General features: G+C 66.2%; 15 protein-coding genes. 9 read left to right on the top strand and 6 right to left on the bottom strand.

Annotation, left to right across the window (positions count from 1 at the left end):
• Positions 1–11: 11 nt before the first annotated feature.
• Positions 12–1,526 carry an APC family permease gene (locus B0G38_RS17545; protein WP_264670613.1) on the bottom strand — a complete coding sequence of 505 codons (1,515 nt, stop codon included), beginning with the start codon at positions 1,524–1,526 and terminating at the stop codon, positions 12–14.
• A gap of 314 nt (positions 1,527–1,840) precedes the next feature.
• Positions 1,841–2,731, bottom strand: a complete 891-nt coding sequence (locus B0G38_RS17540; RefSeq protein WP_264670612.1) for a hypothetical protein — start codon at positions 2,729–2,731, stop codon at positions 1,841–1,843.
• Positions 2,732–2,845: 114 nt separating this feature from the next.
• On the opposite strand from B0G38_RS17540, the gene B0G38_RS17535 reads away from it, so the two are divergent.
• Positions 2,846–4,297, top strand: a complete 1,452-nt coding sequence (locus B0G38_RS17535) for an APC family permease (protein WP_264670611.1) — start codon at positions 2,846–2,848, stop codon at positions 4,295–4,297.
• Positions 4,298–4,353: 56 nt separating this feature from the next.
• Entirely contained in the window at positions 4,354–5,538 is a 1,185-nt protein-coding gene (locus B0G38_RS17530) for a CaiB/BaiF CoA transferase family protein (RefSeq protein WP_264670610.1), read from the top strand.
• Between the two features lie 75 nt (positions 5,539–5,613).
• On the opposite strand, the gene B0G38_RS17525 is transcribed toward B0G38_RS17530, so the two are convergent.
• Positions 5,614–7,182, bottom strand: a complete 1,569-nt coding sequence (locus B0G38_RS17525) for a PucR family transcriptional regulator (protein ID WP_264670609.1) — start codon at positions 7,180–7,182, stop codon at positions 5,614–5,616.
• Positions 7,183–7,303: 121 nt separating this feature from the next.
• Here B0G38_RS17525 and B0G38_RS17520 point away from each other — a divergent pair, with 121 nt between their 5' ends.
• The 5 genes from B0G38_RS17520 to B0G38_RS17500 all read left to right on the top strand — a co-directional run bounded on the left by B0G38_RS17520 (position 7,304) and on the right by B0G38_RS17500 (position 13,160).
• Positions 7,304–8,734 (top strand): aminotransferase class III-fold pyridoxal phosphate-dependent enzyme, encoded by a 1,431-nt coding sequence (locus B0G38_RS17520; protein ID WP_264670608.1) that lies wholly within the window; start codon positions 7,304–7,306, stop codon positions 8,732–8,734.
• Positions 8,735–8,780: 46 nt separating this feature from the next.
• Positions 8,781–9,941, top strand: a complete 1,161-nt coding sequence (locus tag B0G38_RS17515; RefSeq protein ID WP_264670607.1) for an acyl-CoA dehydrogenase family protein — start codon at positions 8,781–8,783, stop codon at positions 9,939–9,941.
• A gap of 99 nt (positions 9,942–10,040) precedes the next feature.
• Positions 10,041–11,510 (top strand): aldehyde dehydrogenase family protein, encoded by a 1,470-nt coding sequence (locus B0G38_RS17510; protein WP_264670606.1) that lies wholly within the window; start codon positions 10,041–10,043, stop codon positions 11,508–11,510.
• A gap of 7 nt (positions 11,511–11,517) precedes the next feature.
• Entirely contained in the window at positions 11,518–12,390 is an 873-nt protein-coding gene (locus tag B0G38_RS17505; RefSeq protein WP_264670605.1) for a 3-hydroxyacyl-CoA dehydrogenase family protein, read from the top strand.
• 143 nt (positions 12,391–12,533) lie between these two features.
• Positions 12,534–13,160 (top strand): HNH endonuclease family protein, encoded by a 627-nt coding sequence (locus tag B0G38_RS17500; protein WP_264670604.1) that lies wholly within the window; start codon positions 12,534–12,536, stop codon positions 13,158–13,160.
• 26 nt (positions 13,161–13,186) lie between these two features.
• Here B0G38_RS17500 and yczE read toward each other — a convergent pair whose 3' ends face one another.
• A complete protein-coding gene (yczE, locus tag B0G38_RS17495; protein ID WP_264670603.1) occupies positions 13,187–13,939 on the bottom strand; it encodes a membrane protein YczE in 753 nt (250 codons plus the stop codon).
• 61 nt (positions 13,940–14,000) lie between these two features.
• Between yczE and yczR the strand changes: the two genes are divergently transcribed.
• On the top strand, positions 14,001–15,419 hold the full coding sequence (gene yczR / locus B0G38_RS17490; protein WP_264670602.1) for a MocR-like transcription factor YczR: 1,419 nt from the start codon (positions 14,001–14,003) through the stop codon (positions 15,417–15,419).
• Positions 15,420–15,562: 143 nt separating this feature from the next.
• Positions 15,563–16,792, top strand: coding sequence for an aminotransferase class I/II-fold pyridoxal phosphate-dependent enzyme (locus B0G38_RS17485; RefSeq protein ID WP_264670601.1), 1,230 nt, complete (start codon positions 15,563–15,565; stop codon positions 16,790–16,792).
• A gap of 388 nt (positions 16,793–17,180) precedes the next feature.
• On the opposite strand, the gene B0G38_RS17480 is transcribed toward B0G38_RS17485, so the two are convergent.
• Positions 17,181–18,386, bottom strand: coding sequence for a hypothetical protein (locus B0G38_RS17480; RefSeq protein WP_264670600.1), 1,206 nt, complete (start codon positions 18,384–18,386; stop codon positions 17,181–17,183).
• A gap of 236 nt (positions 18,387–18,622) precedes the next feature.
• Positions 18,623–18,772 carry a hypothetical protein gene (locus B0G38_RS17475; RefSeq protein WP_264670599.1) on the bottom strand — a complete coding sequence of 50 codons (150 nt, stop codon included), beginning with the start codon at positions 18,770–18,772 and terminating at the stop codon, positions 18,623–18,625.
• Positions 18,773–18,901: the final 129 nt, after the last annotated feature.

Below are 18,901 nucleotides of genomic sequence, written 5' to 3'. Positions count from 1 at the left end.
CGGCAGGCGCGTTAGGGCTTGAGGGAATGTGCCGGCGCGGAAGGAACCGCGTCCCCGTGGGGTGCGTCACCCTTGAGGTAGGGCTTCTTCCATGCCATGTAGACCAAACCAATAACGACGACGCCGACCGCCGAGATCAACACGATGTAGTTGGAGAACCAGCCGGCTTCCGGGGTCCGAGGCCAGGCCATGTTGACCATGCCGAGCACGCCCCAGGCCAGTGCCGCTACGTAGATGGGGGTGCCCCAGGCGCCCAGCTGGAAGGCACCGCGCGGCTTCCAGCCCTTGAGCCGTGCACGCAGCGCGGCGAGCACCACCATCTGGAAGCCCATGTACATACCCATGGCGGCGAAGGAAATGATGGTGATCAGGGCATCCTCGGAAACCTTGGATCCGATCACGATCAGTGCCGGAACCAGGCCGGCCAGCAGCAGGGCATACGGCGGAACGTGGCGGGTTTCGCTGAACTTGCTGAGCAGTTTGCTGGCGGGAAGAATGCCGTCGCGGGCCATGGAGTAGGCCAGGCGGGAGGACGCCGCCTGCAGGCTCAGAACGCAGGAAACAAAAGAGATGAGCACGACGGCGAGCACTACCTTGAAGCCGACAGGTCCGAAAGCCGAGAGCAGCACGTTGCCGACCGGATCGGCGTCGGCGCCGCTGATCACTGCGCCGAAATCGGGAACGGCAAGGATCAGGGACAGGCAAACGAACATCGCCGCGAAGCCACCAATGTAGATGGTCATCCGCATAGCCTTCGGGATGGTGCGTCCGGGGTTCGGGACCTCTTCAGCCACGTCGCCGCAGGCCTCGAACCCGTAGTACTGGTAGATGCCGATCAGTCCCGCCGCCGCAAAGGCGATGAAGTAGTTGCTGCCTTCGCCTGCCCCGAAGCTCTGGAACAGTACGCCCAGATCGTGTTCGCGGGCCGCGACCATCAGCCAGATACCGACCACCAAAGCGCCGCCCAGCTCGGCGAGCAGGCCGAGCATGGCGACCTTGTTCAGGACTTTGGTGCCGCCAAGATTCAGCAAGGTCGCCAGCAGGATGACGGCCAAGGCAGCCATGATCACGGAGTTGACACTGCTCTCCATCCCCAGCAGGGAGCTGAGGAAGGGGCCGGAGCCGTAGGCAACGCTGGCAATGGTTGCCAGCAGTGCGCACAGGTACACCCAACCGTTCATCCAGCCCCACTTGCGGCCCCACAGTCGGCGGGACCACGGGTACACCCCGCCGGCCACCGGGTAGTTGGAAACAACTTCCCCAAAGACCGTGGCGACCAGCAGCTGGCCGACGCCGACAATGATCAGCGACCAAAACATAGGCGGCCCGGCAATTCCGAGCGAGGCTGCGAACAGCGAATAGATACCAACAACGGGGGACAGATAGGTGAAGCCTAGGGACACATTCCCCCAGAACGTCATTTCGCGCTTGAATTGCTGATCGTACGAGTAACCGAGGCTGGCGAGGTGTGCGGCATCTTCATCGATGCCGGTCTCTCCAGCGGGCTTCGTCATTTCGGCAGACATTGCTCTCCTTCTCAACGGTGAGTCAAAGCAGTAAGTCGGATGGAAGCGGTCTGTACCCCAACGCGGAACCCCCATGTCCCTTCGTGATGCACATCACGTGACCGCGATCACTGAAAAACTCTACTAATGAATGTTTATTCTGGCAAGGGGTGAGTCGCGCGCCTTCGACTGAGACAGAAGCAAGGGGGTTCCTTCTGCTCGGAATCACAGGAATTTCCGAGGCGAAGGCGCAGAAAAAGATGTGCGCCGCAGCCCACGTTGGCCCGCTGAAAAGCTTCGCTTCCGAAGTATTTCTGTTTATCGCTGCATGATCCCTAGAGCAGCGGCCAGGCGCGGCGGCTCAGATCGTAGGCTTCCCAGGCCCGGGGAACGAGGTCGAAGGCGGCGTCACAGATCCGGCGGAGCTGCTCCATGCTCCCGGCGGGAAGCTGCTCCGGGTCAGCCTCACGGCCGGGGTCGGGATAGCTGTTCCCGATGGAAGCAGCCCATTCCAGCCCGTGAGAGTACCCGCTGCAGAATTGCCAGACAAAGATCAGCTCGGCCGGCACATCGCCGTCGGAACGCAGGTCCTTCAGGATGGCCGTCTGGGTGCGGTTCTTCGTGGCATAGCCCCAGTTACCGCTCGCCTTCCGGCTGAAGACCGGCGGCAGCAGCATCGACTGCGCCGCTTCATTGACCGCTTGGCGCAGCGCGTCAAAATACTCCACGGCACGGGCATGCTCCCCGGGACGGAACTCTTCGAGGTAAGCGTCCCAGAAGGACGAGGCATTGAAGACTTCCCGGGCGATGAGCACCAGGCTCCGGCGGGAACGTTCGCGCCCGTCTTCCGGCAGCAGCGCCCAGAGCACTGTCGTCGCGCACTCGATGATGGTGCGCACCAGCGAGTAGGGCGCATGGGTATTCTGCCGGTAATAAGCTGGTCCGCCAGGATCTTCGACGAACACTAGCCGCCGCAGCGCGTTGGCGTTGTCCGTCACGGCGGCGAGCGACTGCCGGACTATGCGGCTGACACTGTGCGAGGGGGCGAACCGCTCGTCGAGCAGGAACAACGGGGACTTGGGCTCAATGCGGTCGCCGTCCGTGTCCCTGCCCAGCAGCGACGCCAGGTCCTGCAGGCGCGCCAGGATGGCCTGCGCGGCAAGGCTTTCTGCATCCGCCCCGTCCAGCCGGCCCGCACAATCAGGAGGAACCTGCGCGTCCTGCATGGGCAAAATCCTAGCCCCTCGGACAGTCTGACCAGCACGCTGGACAATTCATCCAATTCGGCCTGTGTTTCAGGTCACTAGGCTTGGGCGCAGTCAAAACAAAAGGATGGAACCATGACCGAACAGCTGGTTAGCAAAACAGCACGGGCTCCGGAAGCCAAGCTCAAGCGCGTCCTCAGCCACTGGGATACCTTGGCCATCGGCGTGGGCGCGATGATCGGCTTCGGCTGGGTGGTCCTGACCGGCGGCTGGATTGAGGGGGCCGGCACGTTCGGCGCGGCGGCCGCAATGCTGGCCGGCGGCATCATCATGGCCGTCGTCGGGCTGACCTACGCCGAACTCGTCGCCGCCATGCCATTTGCGGGCGGCGAGCACAACTATCTGCTCCGGTCGATGGGCGCGCGCTGGTCCTTCATCGGATCCTGGGCGATCACGGGCGGCTACATCACCATTGTCGCGTTCGAGGCGGTGGCGCTCCCGCGGACCGCGCTGTATCTCTTTCCGGAGCTGAACAAGGTCCGTCTCTGGGAAGTTGCCGGCGCCGAGGTCTATCTCAGCTGGGCGCTGGTAGGCGTGGTTGCCGCCGTCGTTATTACGGCCATCAACATCCTGGGCGTCAAGATCGCCGGCACGGTCCAGCTGTTCGTCATCCTGTTCCTCTTCGCGGTGGGCGCCCTGCTCCTGTTCGGCTCCACCACGGGCGGCAGCACGGAGAACATGGAACCGTTCTTCAACAACGGTTGGGCCGGGTTCTTCGCCGTCCTGGTCATTGTGCCGTTCATGTTTGTGGGCTTCGACGTGATTCCGCAGTCCGCCGAGGAAGTGAACATTCCGGCGAAGAAGGTCGGCAAGCTGGTGGTCATCTCGGTGCTGATCGCGGCCGTCTGGTACGTCGCCGTCATCCTGACCACCTCGTCGGCGATGCCCGCGTCCGAACTGGCCGCAACGGAACTGGCCACGGCGGACGCCATGGGCGCCCTGTTCAACTCCGATCTCATGGCCAAGGTCCTCATTGCCGGCGGCATCGCCGGCATCCTGACCTCCTGGAACTCGCTGCTGATGGGCGCATCCCGACTGCTCTACGCCATGGCGAACTCGGGCATGCTGCCGGCCTGGTTCGGCAAGCTCCATCCGAAGTTCCGTACTCCGGTCAACGCGCTGCTCTTCATCGGCGGCCTCTCCGTCCTGGCCCCGTTCTTCGGCACGGCGATGCTCGGCTGGCTGGTTGACTCCGGCTCCCCCAGCATTGTCATCGCGTACCTGCTGGTCGGCATCGCCTTTGTCATCCTGCGCCGGAAAGAGCCGCAGATGGACCGGCCGCTGCGTGTCGGCGGAAAGCGCAACGGCGGCATCTGGATCGGCGGCGCCTCCGTACTGCTGTGTGCCGGGCTGCTGAGCCTGTACATCCCAGGCATGCCCGCTGCTATCGGCGGCGCCCCGTGGACGTTGTTCGGCCTATGGTGGGTTCTCGGTGCCATCTTCCTGTTCCGCATTCCGGCCGGCATCAAAGGCGGCCCGAACGCCGAAGACGAACTGCACGCAAGGCTGGCCGCAGGCCGTCGCTGACCTGCACGGTTGGCTCCCGATACCAGACCTACCGCCGCCCCGGCAGAAGGAACTTCATGAATACCACCGGCTCCCCCGACCCCACTACATCCGGCAAGCTGCCCCTCGACGGGATCGTCGTCGCGGACTTCTCCCGCGTCCTCGCCGGCCCGCTGGCCACCATGACCCTGGCGGACCTCGGCGCCAGGGTGATCAAGGTGGAACGGCCCGGTGCCGGGGACGACACCCGTAAATGGGGGCCGCCGTACTCGGCTACGGGAGCCACATACTTCGAGAGCGTGAACCGGAACAAGGAGTCCGTCTGCCTCGACCTGACCGACGACGGCGACCGCGTGCTGGCGCGGAAGCTCGCCGCGCGGGCCGACGTCCTGGTGGAGAACTTCAAGCCCGGCGGGATGGATAAACTCGGGCTCGGCTATGAAGAACTGAGCCGCGAAAACCCCGGGCTGATCTACGCCTCCATCACCGGGTTCGGCAGCAGCGGCGGCGCGGACCTGCTCGGCTACGACTTCATTGTCCAGGCGCTCGGCGGGCTCATGAGCATCACCGGCGAGGCGGACGGCGGACCGATGAAGGCCGGCGTTGCCCTGGTGGACGTGCTCACGGCGAAGGACACGACCATCGGCGTGCTGGCGGCGCTGAATGCCAGGGCTGCCACCGGGCGCGGGGCGCATTTGGAGCTGAATCTGCTCTCCAGCCTACAGGGCGCGCTGGCCAACCAGGCCCAGGCGTACCTCGGAGCGGGCAAGGTCCCCGGCCGGATGGGCAACGGGCACCCGTCCATCGTTCCCTACCAGCTGCTCCAGTGCGAGGACGGGCCGCTGGCGGTGGCGTGCGGCAACGACGGCCAGTTCCGGAAGCTCGCCGCCGTGATCGGTTCCCCCGGAATCGCCGACGACGAAAGGTTCGCCACCAACAGCGCCCGCGTGGCCCACCGCGAGGAACTGATCACCGTCCTGGAGGCAGCCCTCGCCACCGCCGGAGCGCAGATCTGGCAGGACAAGCTCAACAGTGCCGGCGTCCCGGCCGGCCACGTGGCCGGGATCGACGACGGGCTGCAGTTCGCCGAGTCCCTGGGCCTGAATCCGACCATCGAAGTGCACACGCCGGACGGCACTCCGGTGGGCCGCCAGGTCCGCCACCCAGCCACCTGGACTCCCCCGCTGCCGCCGCGCACCGCCGCGCCGCCCCAGCTGGGCGAACACGACGACTCCGTCCGGGCCTGGCTCGCGGAGAACTAACCTCCTATCAAACCCAAGGACGACGACGGCGGGCGCCACCCGCCGTCGTCGTTCTGGTTTCAGCCCGCCTAGTTTTCAGCCCGTGCGGCGCAGGGCCAGCCAGAGGTTGGCCGCCACGTCAGGATCATCCAAGTCGGCGTCGATCAGCTTGGCCGCGATCGAGATCCGGTGCCGCAGCGAGTTGCGGTGCAGGTTCAGATCGCGCGCGGTGATCTCCCATTGGCCGCGGTGCCGCAGATAGGAGCGGACCGTTTGGACCAGATCTGCACGGGCGTAGCCGGCGAGCGCGGCAACCCAGGCTTCGGCCCGGGCATCGAGCCCGCCCTTCACCTGGGCGAGCACGCCATCGTCGGCACGCCGCGCCGCAGCGGCCACCTCGGCCACGGCGGTGGAAGCCTGCTCCAACGGCAACGGCAGACTGATCGCGGCGGACATCCCTTCGGGTGGCGCCTCCCGTGAACCGGATGAAGTGCCGGACACGGCTTGGCTGCCGGTCCGGCCCTCCCGTCCGGCCTCGCTACCGGCGTCGACGCCCCGGCCATCTTCCGTGTCACTTCGGGCGCCGGCGTCGAGCAGGAAATAGGTGAGCCCGTCGGCGGTGTAGCGCAGGCTGCAGTTCCGGACGGCCGCTGCCAGCCCTGGCCACGGTTCCTCCTCGCGCAGCGCCGTCACGGCCGCCGCGGCGTCGCCCGGCCCCCCGGATTCCGGCCGGCTTCCGCGCAGGACCAGCAAGCGGACCTGTCCCGGCATGCCGTCAAGCTCCAGGTCTGCGGCGAGGGCGCGCGCCGCGTCCACGTACCCTTTCAGCACCAGCTTGGCCACGGCCGCCCCCATCATCGCCGACGCGCCGGATGCCTCCTGGTCCTGCTGCGCCTTGAGCGAGAGCAGCACGCAGACGGTCAGGATGATCTGCCGGTCCGTCTTGCCCAGCTTCCGGCCTGCGCCGATCGCCAGGTACCCCGCGGTGCGCCGACCTACCAGCACCGGGTATTCCACCACGTCCGTGCCGTACAGCTGGAAGGTCGCGGCGGACTGGGTTCCGGCCATGTTGAATCGGGCGGTTTCTTCGCGCAACTGCGGGACCACGCCGCTGACCGTATCCGGCCACAGCGTTTCCGCTCCCCCATCCGCCGGCAGGTAAACCACCCAGCCGCCGAGCGCCTGCGCAAGCGCCTTGACCACGGAGGCCAACGCGTCCGGCCGGGTAGCAGCGCGGGCCAACGCAGTCTGCGTGCCCAGGCTCGCCGCCAGGTCCGCCTGCCCGCCCTTGCCCACCAGATCCCAGTAGGCGCGCGAGACGTTCATGAACGGGGTGCCGTCCGGAACCAGCAGCAGCGCCAGCCCTGCCTCGGCACACGTTTCGGCGAGCGGTTCCGGAACCTCGTCGACACCGGCGCCCAGGCCCAGGCCCAGCGCGGCCACGTTCCGCTGCACCAGCCGCCGGACGTAGGCGCGGGTCTTTTCCGCTCCGGCCGAGACCGGAATACCGGTGGTCAGCAGCAGCTCCCCGCCTTCCAGATACGGCGTGGGGTCGTCAAGCTCTGAAATGTGGACGCCGGAAATCTGCCGCCGCGGCACGGCTCCGCCGCCTTCCGGCACCAGGTCGTTTCCCAGCTGCCCGCACAGCTGCGCCAGACTGATCACGGTGCTCCCTTCGGCCCGGGCTCGCCAACGCGGCCGAGATTGGATAGTAGTGACTATAGAATCCGGGTTTCTGGATAGTTTGTCCAATGAACCGCATGCCGCGAGTGACTAGTTTTGTCCCATGACTTCCAGCCTCACTCCGCTCCCCCAGTCCCGCCACCTGGCCACGGCCATTCCCGGCCCCCGTTCGCAGGCCCTGCATGCCGAACGCCAGGCCCACGTGACCGACGGCTTCGGCATCGCCCTGCCGGTCTTCATCGACCGCGCCGACGGCGGCATCCTGCAGGACGTGGACGGCAACCGGCTGATCGATTTCGCCTCGGGCATCGCGGTGACCAGCATCGGCGCCAGCAACCCGCGGGTCCGCGAGCGCGTTGCCGCGCAGTTGGAGCGCTTCACCCACACCTGCTTCATGGTCACCGAGTACGAGTCCTTCACGCAGGTGGCCAAGTGGCTCAACGAGCACACGCCTGGCGACTTCGAGAAGCGCACCGCACTCTTCTCCACCGGCGCCGAGGCCGTAGAGAACGCAGTCAAGATCGCCCGCTCCGCCACCGGCCGCAGCAAGGTTCTGGTCTTCGACGAGGCCTACCACGGCCGCTCGCTGATGACCATGGCGATGACCGCCAAGGAGAACCCGTACCGGCTCAACTTCGGCCCGTTCCCCACGGAGGTGGTCCGCGCAGCCTCGGCCAATCCACTCCGCCCCGCCACCGCTACAACCGCAACAACCAACAACGACGGCGTTCCCGCCTCGGGCGCGGACGTCGCCGCCGCGGCACTCGCCTCCGTCGAAGCAACGCTGGCCGAGCACGGCCCGGAGAGCTTCGCAGCCATGGTCATCGAGCCCATCCAAGGCGAGGGCGGCTTCATTGTCCCCGCCCCCGGCTTCCTGAAAGGTCTGCGCGAGATCGCCACGAAGCACGGCATTGTGCTGGTGATCGACGAGATCCAGGCCGGCATGGGCCGCACCGGCACGCTCTTCGCCAGCGAGCACGAGGGCATCGCCGGCGACATGACGCTCAGCGCCAAGGCCCTGGCCGACGGCGTCCCCCTCAGCGCGGTCACTGGCCGCGCTGACCTGATGAACGCGGTCCACGCCGGCGGGCTCGGCGGCACCTACGCCGGCAACCCGCTGGCCTGCGAAGCGGCGCTGGCCGTATTCGAGGCGTTCGAGGACGGCACACTGCTGGCCAACGCCCGTTCCATCGAAGCCACGGCCCGCGAGGTGCTCGAACCGCTGGTCGCGGAGACCGACGTGGTCGCCGAGTTCCGTGGCCGCGGCGCCATGCTGGCCCTCGAGTTCGCCGACCGCGGCACGCTGGAGCCGCGGGCCGACCTGGCCAAGGAGATCTCCGCCCGCTGCCACGCCCAGGGCGTGCTGACCCTGACCTGCGGCACCCACGGCAACGTCATCCGGCTGCTGCCGCCCCTGGTCATCGGCGACGAGCTGTTCCGCGACGGACTGGCGGTTCTGCGCCAGGCCATCGTCGACGTCGCTGCCGGCCGCGACGCAACCACCACGGAAGCCGCCGCCCCGGCACTCGCCTAACCCCCGCCGTCGTTAGTCCCTAGACTCTGATTAAAAAAGGAAAACCATGTCCCAGGATCATGACCTGATTGCCCTCGACTCCCTGCTGACCGAGGAGGAGCGGCTGCTGCAGAAGAACGTCCGCTCCTTCGTGGACTCGGCGATCAAGCCCAACATCGCCGGCTGGTACGAGAAGGCCGTCTTCCCGCTGGAAATCGTGCCGGAGATGGCCAAGCTCGGCCTGCTCGGCATGCACCTGAAGGGCTACGGCTGCGCCGGGCGCTCCGCGGTGGAATACGGCATCGCCGGCGCCGAACTCGAAGCCGGCGACTCCGGCCTGCGGACGTTCGTCTCCGTTCAGGGTTCGCTGGCCATGAGCGCCATCTACAAGCACGGCTCCGAAGCGCAGAAGCAGGAGTGGCTGCCGCAGATGGCCGCCGGTGAAGCGATCGGTTGCTTTGGCCTCACCGAACCCACCGCCGGCTCGGACCCCTCCAGCATGAAGACCTTCGCCCGCCGCGACGGCGAAGACTGGATCCTCAACGGCTCCAAGCGCTGGATCGGACTCGCCTCCGTGGCCAAGGTCGCCATCATCTGGGCCCAGACCGACGAGGGCGTGCGCGGCTTTGTGGTCCCCACCGAAACCGCCGGGTTCAAGGCCACCCCGATCGAGCCCAAGCTCTCCATGCGCGCCTCCATCCAGTGCGACATCGAACTGACCGACGTCCGGCTCCCCGCCGACGCGGTCCTGCCGGACGCGAAGGGGCTGCGCGGCCCGTTCGAATGCCTGAACGAGGCCCGCTACGGCATCATCTGGGGCGCCATGGGCGCGGCCCGCGATGCCTGGCAAGCCGCTGTGGACTACTCCAAGGAACGCCTGCAGTTCGACAAGCCGCTGGCCGGCTACCAGCTCACCCAGGAAAAACTGGTCAACATGGCACTGGAGATCAACAAGGGCTTCCTGCTCGCCCTGCACCTAGGCCGGCTCAAGGACGCCGGGCAGCTGCAGCCGCACCAGATCTCAGTGGGCAAGCTGAACAACTGCCGCGAGGCCATCGAGATCGCCCGCGAATGCCGCTCCATCCTCGGCGGCAACGGCATCACCCTGGACTACTCGCCGCTGCGCCACGCCAACAACCTCGAGTCGGTGCGCACCTACGAAGGCACGGACGAGGTCCACACCCTCATCCTGGGCCAGAAGATCACCGGCCTCCCGGCCTTCCGGTAACCTCCGCTCTGGTTGCCCGGGCTCCACTGCCCGGGCAACCTTCTCACCCTTCGCAGCCTCCATTCCCTGATTCCCCTCCCGCTACTTCAAGGAGCGCGCATGACCTCCCCGGTACAGCTTCAGCACTACATCGACGGCGCCTGGGTTCCCGGCGCCGGCTCCCCCGTCACCAGCTACAACCCGGCCCGCCCGGACGAGGTCGTCGCGCAGGGCCTGCAGGCCGGACCGGCCGAGGTGCAGCAGGCCATGACCGCAGCCGTGGCCGCCAAGCGCGAGTGGGCACGCACCCCGGCGCACCAGCGCGGCGCCGTGCTGCTCCGCGCCGCCGTCGTTATTGAGCAAAACGCGGAAGCCTGGGGACTGGAGCTCGCCCGCGAGGAGGGCAAGACCCGGGCCGAGGGCCAGGGCGAAGTGCTGCGGGCGGCGCAGATCTTCCGTTACTACGGGAACGACGGCGACCGTACCGCCGGCGAGATTTTCTCCTCCCCGCGGCGCGGCGAGAAGATCCTCATCACGCGTAAGCCGCTCGGCGTGGTCGGCGTGGTCACCCCGTTCAACTTCCCTATCGCCATCCCCGCGTGGAAGATCGCCCCGGCCCTGGCCTACGGCAACACCGTGGTCTGGAAGCCCGCGAGCACCGTGCCGCTGCTGGCGCTGCGGCTCGCCCAGGCGCTGGATTCCGCGGGGCTGCCGGCCGGCGTGCTGAACCTGCTGATCGGCCCGGGTTCGATGGGCAACTCCATCGTGGAACACCCGGCGCTGGATGGGCTGACCTTCACCGGTTCCACCGGCGTGGGCCGCCGCCTGGCCGCCGAGGCAGCCGGGCGGGGCGTTCCGGTGCAGGCCGAAATGGGCGGCAAGAACGCCGCCGTCGTCCTCGCCGACGCCGACCTGGAGCTCGCCGCCGAACAGGTCATGCTCGGCGCGTTCCGCTCCACCGGGCAAAAATGCACCGCCACCTCGCGGCTCATCGTGGCCGAGGCCATCGCCGACGAATTCCTCGCCACCCTGGCCGAGCGTGCCAACGCGCTGGCGGTCGGCAACCCGGCTGACCCCGCCGTGCAGATGGGCCCGGTGGTCAACGACGGCGCCCGCAAGTCCATCAGCGACGGCATCGACACCGCACTCTCGCAGGGTGCGCGGCTGATCGCCGGCGGCCAGAAGTACGACGACGCCGACCTCGCCAACGGTTACTTCGTCCCGCCGACCATCCTGGAGCTCCCCGCGGATCGGGAGCTCGACGTCTGGCGCGAGGAGCTCTTCGGTCCCGTGCTGGCGGTTCGCCGGGCCGCCACGGTCGAGCAGGCCTTCGAGCTGGCCAACGACAGCGAGTTCGGGCTCTCCGCCGCCCTGTTCACCCAGGACGTCACCCGCGCACTGGACGCAATCGACGATCTGGACGTCGGCATCCTGCATGTGAACTCCGAATCCGCCGGCGCCGACCCGCACGTGCCCTTCGGCGGCGCGAAGAAGTCGGGCTACGGCCCCAAGGAACAGGGCGCCGCCGCCAAGGAATTCTTCACCCACACCACCACCGTCTACCTGCGCGGCGGAACGGCCGGAGTCTAAGGAACTTATGAACCCCTCGATCGAGAACATCCAGCACATCCTGGTCATTGGCTCCGGCGCCATGGGCTCGCAGATCGGCATGGTCGCCGCCCTCGCCGGCTACCGCGTCACCGTCCAGGACATCGCCGAAGACATGCTTGCCCGTGCCAAGGAACAGTTGACCTCGCGGATGCAGGCCAACGTGGCCAAGGGCCGCGCCAGCCAGGCGGACGCCGACGCCGCACTCGGCCGGCTCTCCTTCAGCACCGACCTCGCCGCATCGGCCGCGGATGCCGACTTCGTCATCGAGGCCGCCACCGAACGGCTCGAGCTCAAGCAGCACATCTTCACCCAGCTCGGCGAACTCACACCGGTCCACGCCATCCTCGCCACCAACTCGTCCACCCTCGGCTCCTCAAAGGTTGCCGAAGCCAGCGGCCGGCCCGAGCAGGTCTGCAACATGCACTTCTTCAACCCGGCCCTGGTGATGAAGTGCGTGGAAGTCGTGCGGAACGAGGCAACGTCGCAGGCCACCGTGGACACCACCCTTGAACTCGCCCGGCGCTTCGGCAAGGAACCCGTCCTGATCAACCGTGAGATCCCCGGCTTCGTTGCCAACCGCCTTATGGGCGCCATCCAGAAGGAAGCACTCGCCCTGCACGCCGCCGGCATCGCCACCCTCGAGGACATCGACACCACCGCCAAGACCGCCCTCGGCCACCCCATGGGGCCTTTCGAGCTCATGGACATGGTGGGTCTGGACGTCATCGACTTCATCGCCCAGGCTACTTACGCAGAAACCAACGACGACGCCGACCGCCCGGACCCCGCCGTCACGGACTTGGTCGCGCAAGGCCGCCTCGGCCGAAAGTCAGGCCGGGGCTGGTACGACTACAGCTGAGGGCAGGAAGCCAGCGGATTGGTCCTCGGCTAGGCATATCGCAATCCGTCCCTGGCGTGTATCGTATAACCGCACGCATCACGTGCATTTGGGGTTATCAAGTTTGGGGACTTGTTATGTTGGGGAAACTTCTTGCTGCCGTTGTGGCAGCCCTTCTTCTGGTTGCAGGACTCTCCGTTCCGGCCGAGGCAGCCACTGTCTATAAGGCGTCACTGCGATCGGCTGCACGTGCGCTGCCGGTGGCCGTGGAACGGAACACCGGCTATGACCGGGACCGCTACTTCGGCTCCTGGAAGGACACGAACCGGGACTGCGAGAACACCAGGGCCGAGGTCCTGATCCAGGAGTCCAAGGTGCGGACAAAGTACACCTCATCCAAAGGGTGCACGGTCCGCACGGGAAAATGGGTAACCAACTGGGACAACCGCACGCACTACTCGGCGTCGGCAGTCCAGATCGACCACCTCGTCCCGGTGCATGAAGCCTGGGGATCCGGGGCACGTTACTGGTCCCAGTCCCGTCGTGTCGCCTTCTACAACGACCTCGGCGACGGCCGGGCACTCAGCGCCCAGACGTCCGCTCTTAATTCTGCCAAACAAGCCAATGGGCCGGAAGCCTGGATGCCGCCGAAGAACCGCTGCAAGTACGTGGCGGACTGGGTTGCGATGAAGGTCCGCTGGGGGCTCAAGGTGGACAGCACCGAGAAAAAGGCCCTGATCAGGTACGCCGATTCCTGCGCCGCGACAACCATCACCGTCACCAAGGTTTAGGCCGAAGCCTCAAACCGGCAGCGAGGCTACTGCTTCGCCGCGGGCTCGGGGACCGGACGGTCCAAGTGCACGATGGACCAGCGCATGAAGAACTGCGTGAACGGTCCGATCAGGAGTGCGTAGGCCAGGGTGCCGAAACCAACGATGCCGCCGAGCAGCCAACCGGCGCCAAGGACGGCAAGTTCGATGCCGGTGCGGACCAGCCGCAAGCTGAGTCCGGTGCGCTGGTGCAATCCGGTCATGAGCCCGTCGCGCGGTCCGGGGCCAAACTGGCTGCCGATGTAGAGCGCTCCTGCCAGTCCGTTGAACACCAACGCCACTGCGAACAGGCCCCACTGGCTGGCGGGATGATCTGCGGCGGGAATGAAGTACAGGCCTACGTCCGTGGCCACACCGATCCAGACGACGTTGGCGACGGTACCGAGACCCGGCCATTGCTTCAGCGGGATCCAGAGCAGCAGGACCAGGAAGCCCACGATAATGACCACGGTGCCGAGGCTGAGGTTGACCCGCTCCGCGATGCCGTAGTGGAAGACGTCCCAGGGATCCAGCCCGACGCCGGCCCGGACAAATGCCGCCATCGCCAGACCGTAAAGGCTCAGGCCGATGAACAGCTGCACCAAGCGGCGCGGCAGGCGCCCCGCCTTGAGCTGCTCCAGCGGGCTCAGGTTGCTGAGCTCAATGTTGCCGCCCCCGAAGCGCCGCTTGGCTGCGGCCGTCGTCGTCGTTGGCTGGTTATCTTGATCAGTGGTGGTGTCGGGACTTGCTTCCGTGCTCATGACATCCATACTCCTCCAAAGTGGCCTTCAAAAAAATAGCCAATTGCGAGAGAATGGCCACATGGATGTACAGAACCGGCGGGTCTCCGCCACGCGGCTGCACTCGATGATCGGCCCGCTGGCGGAGGAAGGACCTGCCTATGCTTCGCTGGCCCGCGGCATCCGCCGGTTGGTGGCCAATGGGCGGATGCTCCATGGAACCGTCCTTCCGAGCGAGCGCGAACTGGTCGCGGAACTGGGCCTGAGCCGCACCACGGTTTCGCGGGCCTACTCCGAATTGCGGGACCGCGGCTTCGCTACCGCACGCCAGGGTTCCGGCACCGTCATCACGGTTCCCGGCGGCCCGGCGTCGGGCGGCCAGGAACCGATGCCCGACGGCGGGATCGAGCTGGAAGCAGCCGGCCGCCACGCTGTGGATCTGACCTGTGCCGCACCGTCCGCCCCTGTTGGCATGGTGGAGCACTACGAAGCGGCCATGGCCCAGCTGCCTGCCTACATTTCCGGCATGGGCTACTTCCCGCTGGGTTTGCCCGAGCTGCGCAGCGAGATTGCCCAGATGTACCGGCGGCGCGGACTGGAGACCTCGCCGGACCAGATTGTCGTTACCAACGGTGCTCTGGCCGGCTTCGCCGCCGTGATCCGCGCGGTGCTGCCTCCCGGCTCCCGGGTGCTGGCGGAAAGTCCCAGCTATCCCAACACCATCGCATCGCTGCGGCACCACGGCGCGCGGGTATCCGCTGTTCCCATCGGCCCGGACGGAACGGACCTGGAGGCGGTGGGCCAGGCGCTGCGGCGGGTCCAACCGGCGGCGATGCTCTGCCTTCCCGATTTCCACAACCCCACCGGAACCCTGCTGGACAACGAAGGCCGCGAACGCTGGGCACGGCAACTGGATGCTGCCAAGACCGTGGGCATCGTCGATGAGACCGCGGTGGATCTCTGGTGGGACACCGAGCCCGGCGTTAAACCGATGACCGTTTACTCGGATCGCATCGTCTCCATCGGCAGCGCCAGCAAATCCCATTGGGGAGGTCTGCGGCTGGGCTGGATCCGCTGCCCCAGATCCTTGCAGGGCGCAGTGACCAGCATGCGCACCTCGCTGGACCTCGGCGCGCCTGTGCTCGAACAGCTGGTCCTCACCCGGATGCTGCAGACCGGAAACGGGTTGCCGGAGGAGTCCCGTACCCGTATCCGCACCGAACGGAATTGGCTTCATGCCACGCTCACAGACCAGCTTCCCGGTTGGAAGGCGAACCTGCCGGCCGGTGGGCTGTCGCTATGGTGGAACCTGCCGGCGCCCCGATCGACCGCCTTGGCCGAGGCCGCCGCACGGCGCGGAGTCCTGCTGGCTCCCGGCTCTGTGTTCGCCGTCGAAGACCATGGACTGGAGCACTGGATCCGCACCCCGTTTGCGCTTCCGCACGAGGAACTCGAACGGGCCATTCCCGGCATCGTAGCAGCCTGGCACGAGGTGGCCTGATCCGGAAGTTCTTCAGGTGCGGGACTGCGTTGTGCGCACGGAGGGTCCGGAGGAACATATAACGTACCGCCGCCGCTGGGGGCTCCGGCACGGGAAGTCATCAGTCCGCCGACCTGATCGGCACGGCCTCGAAGGACAATCCCATGACCACCACACAATCCGGAGTACAAGCTTCCGGGGCACCGGGAACTGCAGCTTCGCAACGCGCCGCGGCCATCGCAGCCATTCCGTCGTACCAATTGATCAACACGTTCCTGAATAACTCGCTTTACGCGCGCCGCAAATTCGAGCCGACCGCCTGCGATTTCGGCTTCGGCAATCCCCACCAGATGCCCCAGGGCGAGTACGTGACCGCGCTGCGGGACGTACTGACACCCCGGAACAACGAATGGTTCGCGTACAAGACCAACCTGCCGGAGGCGCAGGATGCTGCGGCGGCTTCGCTGCAGCGGCTCCTCGATGTGCCGTTTGAACCCGAGCACATCTACCTCTCCACAGGAGGCTTCACCGCCATCGCGTTGGCGCTGAAGGCCGTAACCGATCCGGGCGACGAGGTCATCTATAGCCTGCCGCCGTGGTTCTGCTATGAACCGATCCTCGTGGAGTCCGGCCTGACACCGGTGAAGGTCAAGATCAACACCGAGACCTTCGACCTCGACCTGGACGCGATCGCCGCGGCCATCACACCACGGACCCGTGTGGTGATCGTCAACTCGCCCAACAATCCCACCGGCCGCATTTACCCGCCGGAACTGCTGGCCAGGCTGGCCGCGCTGCTGGAGGAGGCCTCGGCACGGAACTCCCGCCGCATCTACCTTGTCTCCGACGAGGCCTACAACCGGATTGTCTACGACGGCCTGTGCTTTCACAGTCCGGTGGAGTTCTACCCGTTCACGCTGCTGGCCTATTCGTATGGCAAGACCCACCTCGCGCCCGGCGAGCGGATCGGCTACCTCGCTCTTCCGCCCACGATGCCCAACCGGGACCAGCTCCAGGCTGTCATCCAGGCACTGCAATTGGCGACGGGCTGGGTCTATCCCAACGCCACCCTGCAATATGCGCTGCCCCAGCTGGAAACGTTCTCCATCGACGTCGGCCGGTTGCAACGCAAACGCGATGTTCTGGTGGATGCCTTGGCGGGGATGGGGTACAAGGCGAAGAGGTCGGAAGGATCCTTTTACCTCTACATGGAATCCCCTGTGCCCGACGACCTGGCTTTCATTGAGAGCTTGGCCGCCAAGGATGTCTTTTGCCTTCCGGGCACCATGTTCGAGACACCGGGATTCTTCCGGATATCCCTGACGGCAAACGAAGACATGATCGAACGCAGCCTGCCGATCTTCCGCACTGTTATCGAGGAGGCGGGCGGATAGGCAGCACCGCATTCCGCACGGTATGCGCGGAACGCGGTGCTGGTTTGTTTTCACCAATCCCAAGCTTTAGTCATCTGAATTCACCCTTTCGAGGAGTCCCGGGAGACCGCGGACGATATCCCGTGAAATGTTTTGAGGGGTCCGCTTCAAGACGCGGACGAGAATCGAATGCCACGCAAGCGCTTCAGGCAGACGGCCGGTACGGCTGTAGCCCAGAGGCGGTGTCGGCACGACGTAGCCACTGATGGGTATCCAGGGCTTCTACAAGCGCCGCCAAAAGAAGGAGGTTCAGCTGCTCAGGCCGGTTGGGGCGACGGCATGCAATCGGGCGCGAGGGACCGCGCTGCAGAAACCGGCCGCCGGAAAGCCCGGCGCAGCAGGAAGCAGATCAGTCAGGCGTGGAGCCGGGATCAAACACCGGCGACGCGGGCAGAGCTGTGGACTCGGCCAACAGAGCCAAGGCTCCGACAAGCCACTCATACTGCCCGCCGGCCAAGTAGGCATCCGCCGATCCGTGGCCGGCAGATCCACCGCCGCCACCTCCGGACGAACCACCGTTCGTGATCGGGAACGAAGACACCGAAATTGGTCCTGCCGTTGGGGAAGGAATTTCAGTGGCCCGGCTAATGCTGGCAGCACCGACGGGTGCCGGGAGCTGCATGATCTCCAAGCTTGGAGACTGGCCTTGTCCGGGAGGCTGAGCTTGCAGATCCACGGCCTCCACAGTCGCAACGAATTCCTCTGGACCATCCGATGGGACGGGCGCCTCTTCGACGCCAACCGAGCCAAAGTGCTCCTTCGGGTTCGCCGCGGCTACGGTCGGTGTCGTCTCAGCAACCGGCGACGCAAGTTCTGCTTGGGTAGGCAGCGGCTCGGCTGCAGGCTCGGTCGGTGCCGGCTCTGCGGGGGCGGGCTCCGAGTCCGTGGCCGGAGCTGCCGGAGACTCCGGCAGAATCGGGACAGCGGGGCGGAGTGTGTCAGTCACCGGTTCAAGCACCTGCTCAACAGGAGCAGTGACGGCGTCGATGGGGGCGGTGACAACGTCAACGGCTTCATCCAACTGGCCGACGACGACGTCAGTGACGGTCGCAAGGGGCTCCTCTGGCAGGACGACGGGCAGCCCCGCGTCCTGCACCGCAGCGTCGAGGTGCTGCACTGCGGCATCTAGTTCCTGGACCACGGACTCCGCTGTCGGCATCACGGTTCGGACGACTTCCGTTGCCGGCACCACCGTTTGGACTACTTTCGCCGCCGGGGCCTCCACAACAGGTGCGACGTCCTCGACGACAGTCCCTATTTGCTGAACTGCACCAAGATCAGCCGGAGCGGGCTGGGCCGCAGGCGCCACAGCCTCCGTCAGACCAGAAGCGGCATGTCCGACCACTGCGTCGACGGCTGCAGCTGCGGGGTCGGTCAATTCTGCGGCCGGGGTTTCCACTAATTGAAGCGTCACTTCAAGCGCCTGTAGACCCGCGGATTCGTCGGAGGCAACCGCCGTCGTTGCTGAAAAGAACGTCCATCCGAGAGCGCCGAGACCGGCGGCGAGGAAAACACGGGCAGAGACAGCAGCTGGCTTCGCAAGGCGGTATCCCACGGCTGTCCCCCTCCCCCACATGGAACGTGTAATCAATGTAAGCATGCTTCGCATGTGATGTAAACAACACGAGTAGCATCTGCTCCGCTCGGCCGGAGCAGCTACGGCAGCGTCCGTCAGCGGGTGTTACTTCTGCCGTAGTCGTTGTTGGGGGTTTGCCGTTGTGCGTCCGGGAACTGCCCAGCTGGCGAGCAGTTTCAGCTGCTCACCCTCTGATCGCTCCTGCGGGGGCGGCCCTACAGCGGCGGCAGCTTTCCCGCCGAGGGGCGGGCCTGCTCCACCGCGGCGCCGATGCGGAAGACTGTGAGGTCATCGTAGGGGTAGCCGACGATCTGCACTCCGGTAGGTACACCGACGTCGGACAGTCTGCTGGGTACGGCGAGCACCGGGCAGCGGTTGTTGATATTGAAGGGCGCGGTCCTAGTAGTACTTAGTTAGGTCGGGGCGCGTTGTCGGCAGTGGGGGCAGTAACCGAGCCATGCGGCGAGAAGGCTTTGCAGTTCCTTCAGGACGCG

Source organism: Crystallibacter permensis (assembly GCF_025960875.1).
GTDB lineage: Bacteria > Actinomycetota > Actinomycetes > Actinomycetales > Micrococcaceae > Crystallibacter > Crystallibacter permensis.
Note: the sequence above shows the minus strand (reverse complement) of the source record. Positions and strands in the feature narration are given on the sequence as shown.

Coding starts and splice junctions, on each gene's coding strand:
- B0G38_RS17540 (WP_264670612.1), bottom strand. CDS start 2,731: ATGCAGGACGCGCAGGTTCCTCCTGATTGTGCGGGCCGGCTGGACGGG.
- B0G38_RS17530 (WP_264670610.1), top strand. CDS start 4,354: ATGAATACCACCGGCTCCCCCGACCCCACTACATCCGGCAAGCTGCCC.
- B0G38_RS17515 (WP_264670607.1), top strand. CDS start 8,781: ATGTCCCAGGATCATGACCTGATTGCCCTCGACTCCCTGCTGACCGAG.
- yczE (WP_264670603.1), bottom strand. CDS start 13,939: ATGAGCACGGAAGCAAGTCCCGACACCACCACTGATCAAGATAACCAG.
- B0G38_RS17505 (WP_264670605.1), top strand. CDS start 11,518: ATGAACCCCTCGATCGAGAACATCCAGCACATCCTGGTCATTGGCTCC.
- B0G38_RS17535 (WP_264670611.1), top strand. CDS start 2,846: ATGACCGAACAGCTGGTTAGCAAAACAGCACGGGCTCCGGAAGCCAAG.
- B0G38_RS17485 (WP_264670601.1), top strand. CDS start 15,563: ATGACCACCACACAATCCGGAGTACAAGCTTCCGGGGCACCGGGAACT.
- B0G38_RS17510 (WP_264670606.1), top strand. CDS start 10,041: ATGACCTCCCCGGTACAGCTTCAGCACTACATCGACGGCGCCTGGGTT.
- B0G38_RS17545 (WP_264670613.1), bottom strand. CDS start 1,526: ATGTCTGCCGAAATGACGAAGCCCGCTGGAGAGACCGGCATCGATGAA.
- yczR (WP_264670602.1), top strand. CDS start 14,001: ATGGATGTACAGAACCGGCGGGTCTCCGCCACGCGGCTGCACTCGATG.
- B0G38_RS17520 (WP_264670608.1), top strand. CDS start 7,304: ATGACTTCCAGCCTCACTCCGCTCCCCCAGTCCCGCCACCTGGCCACG.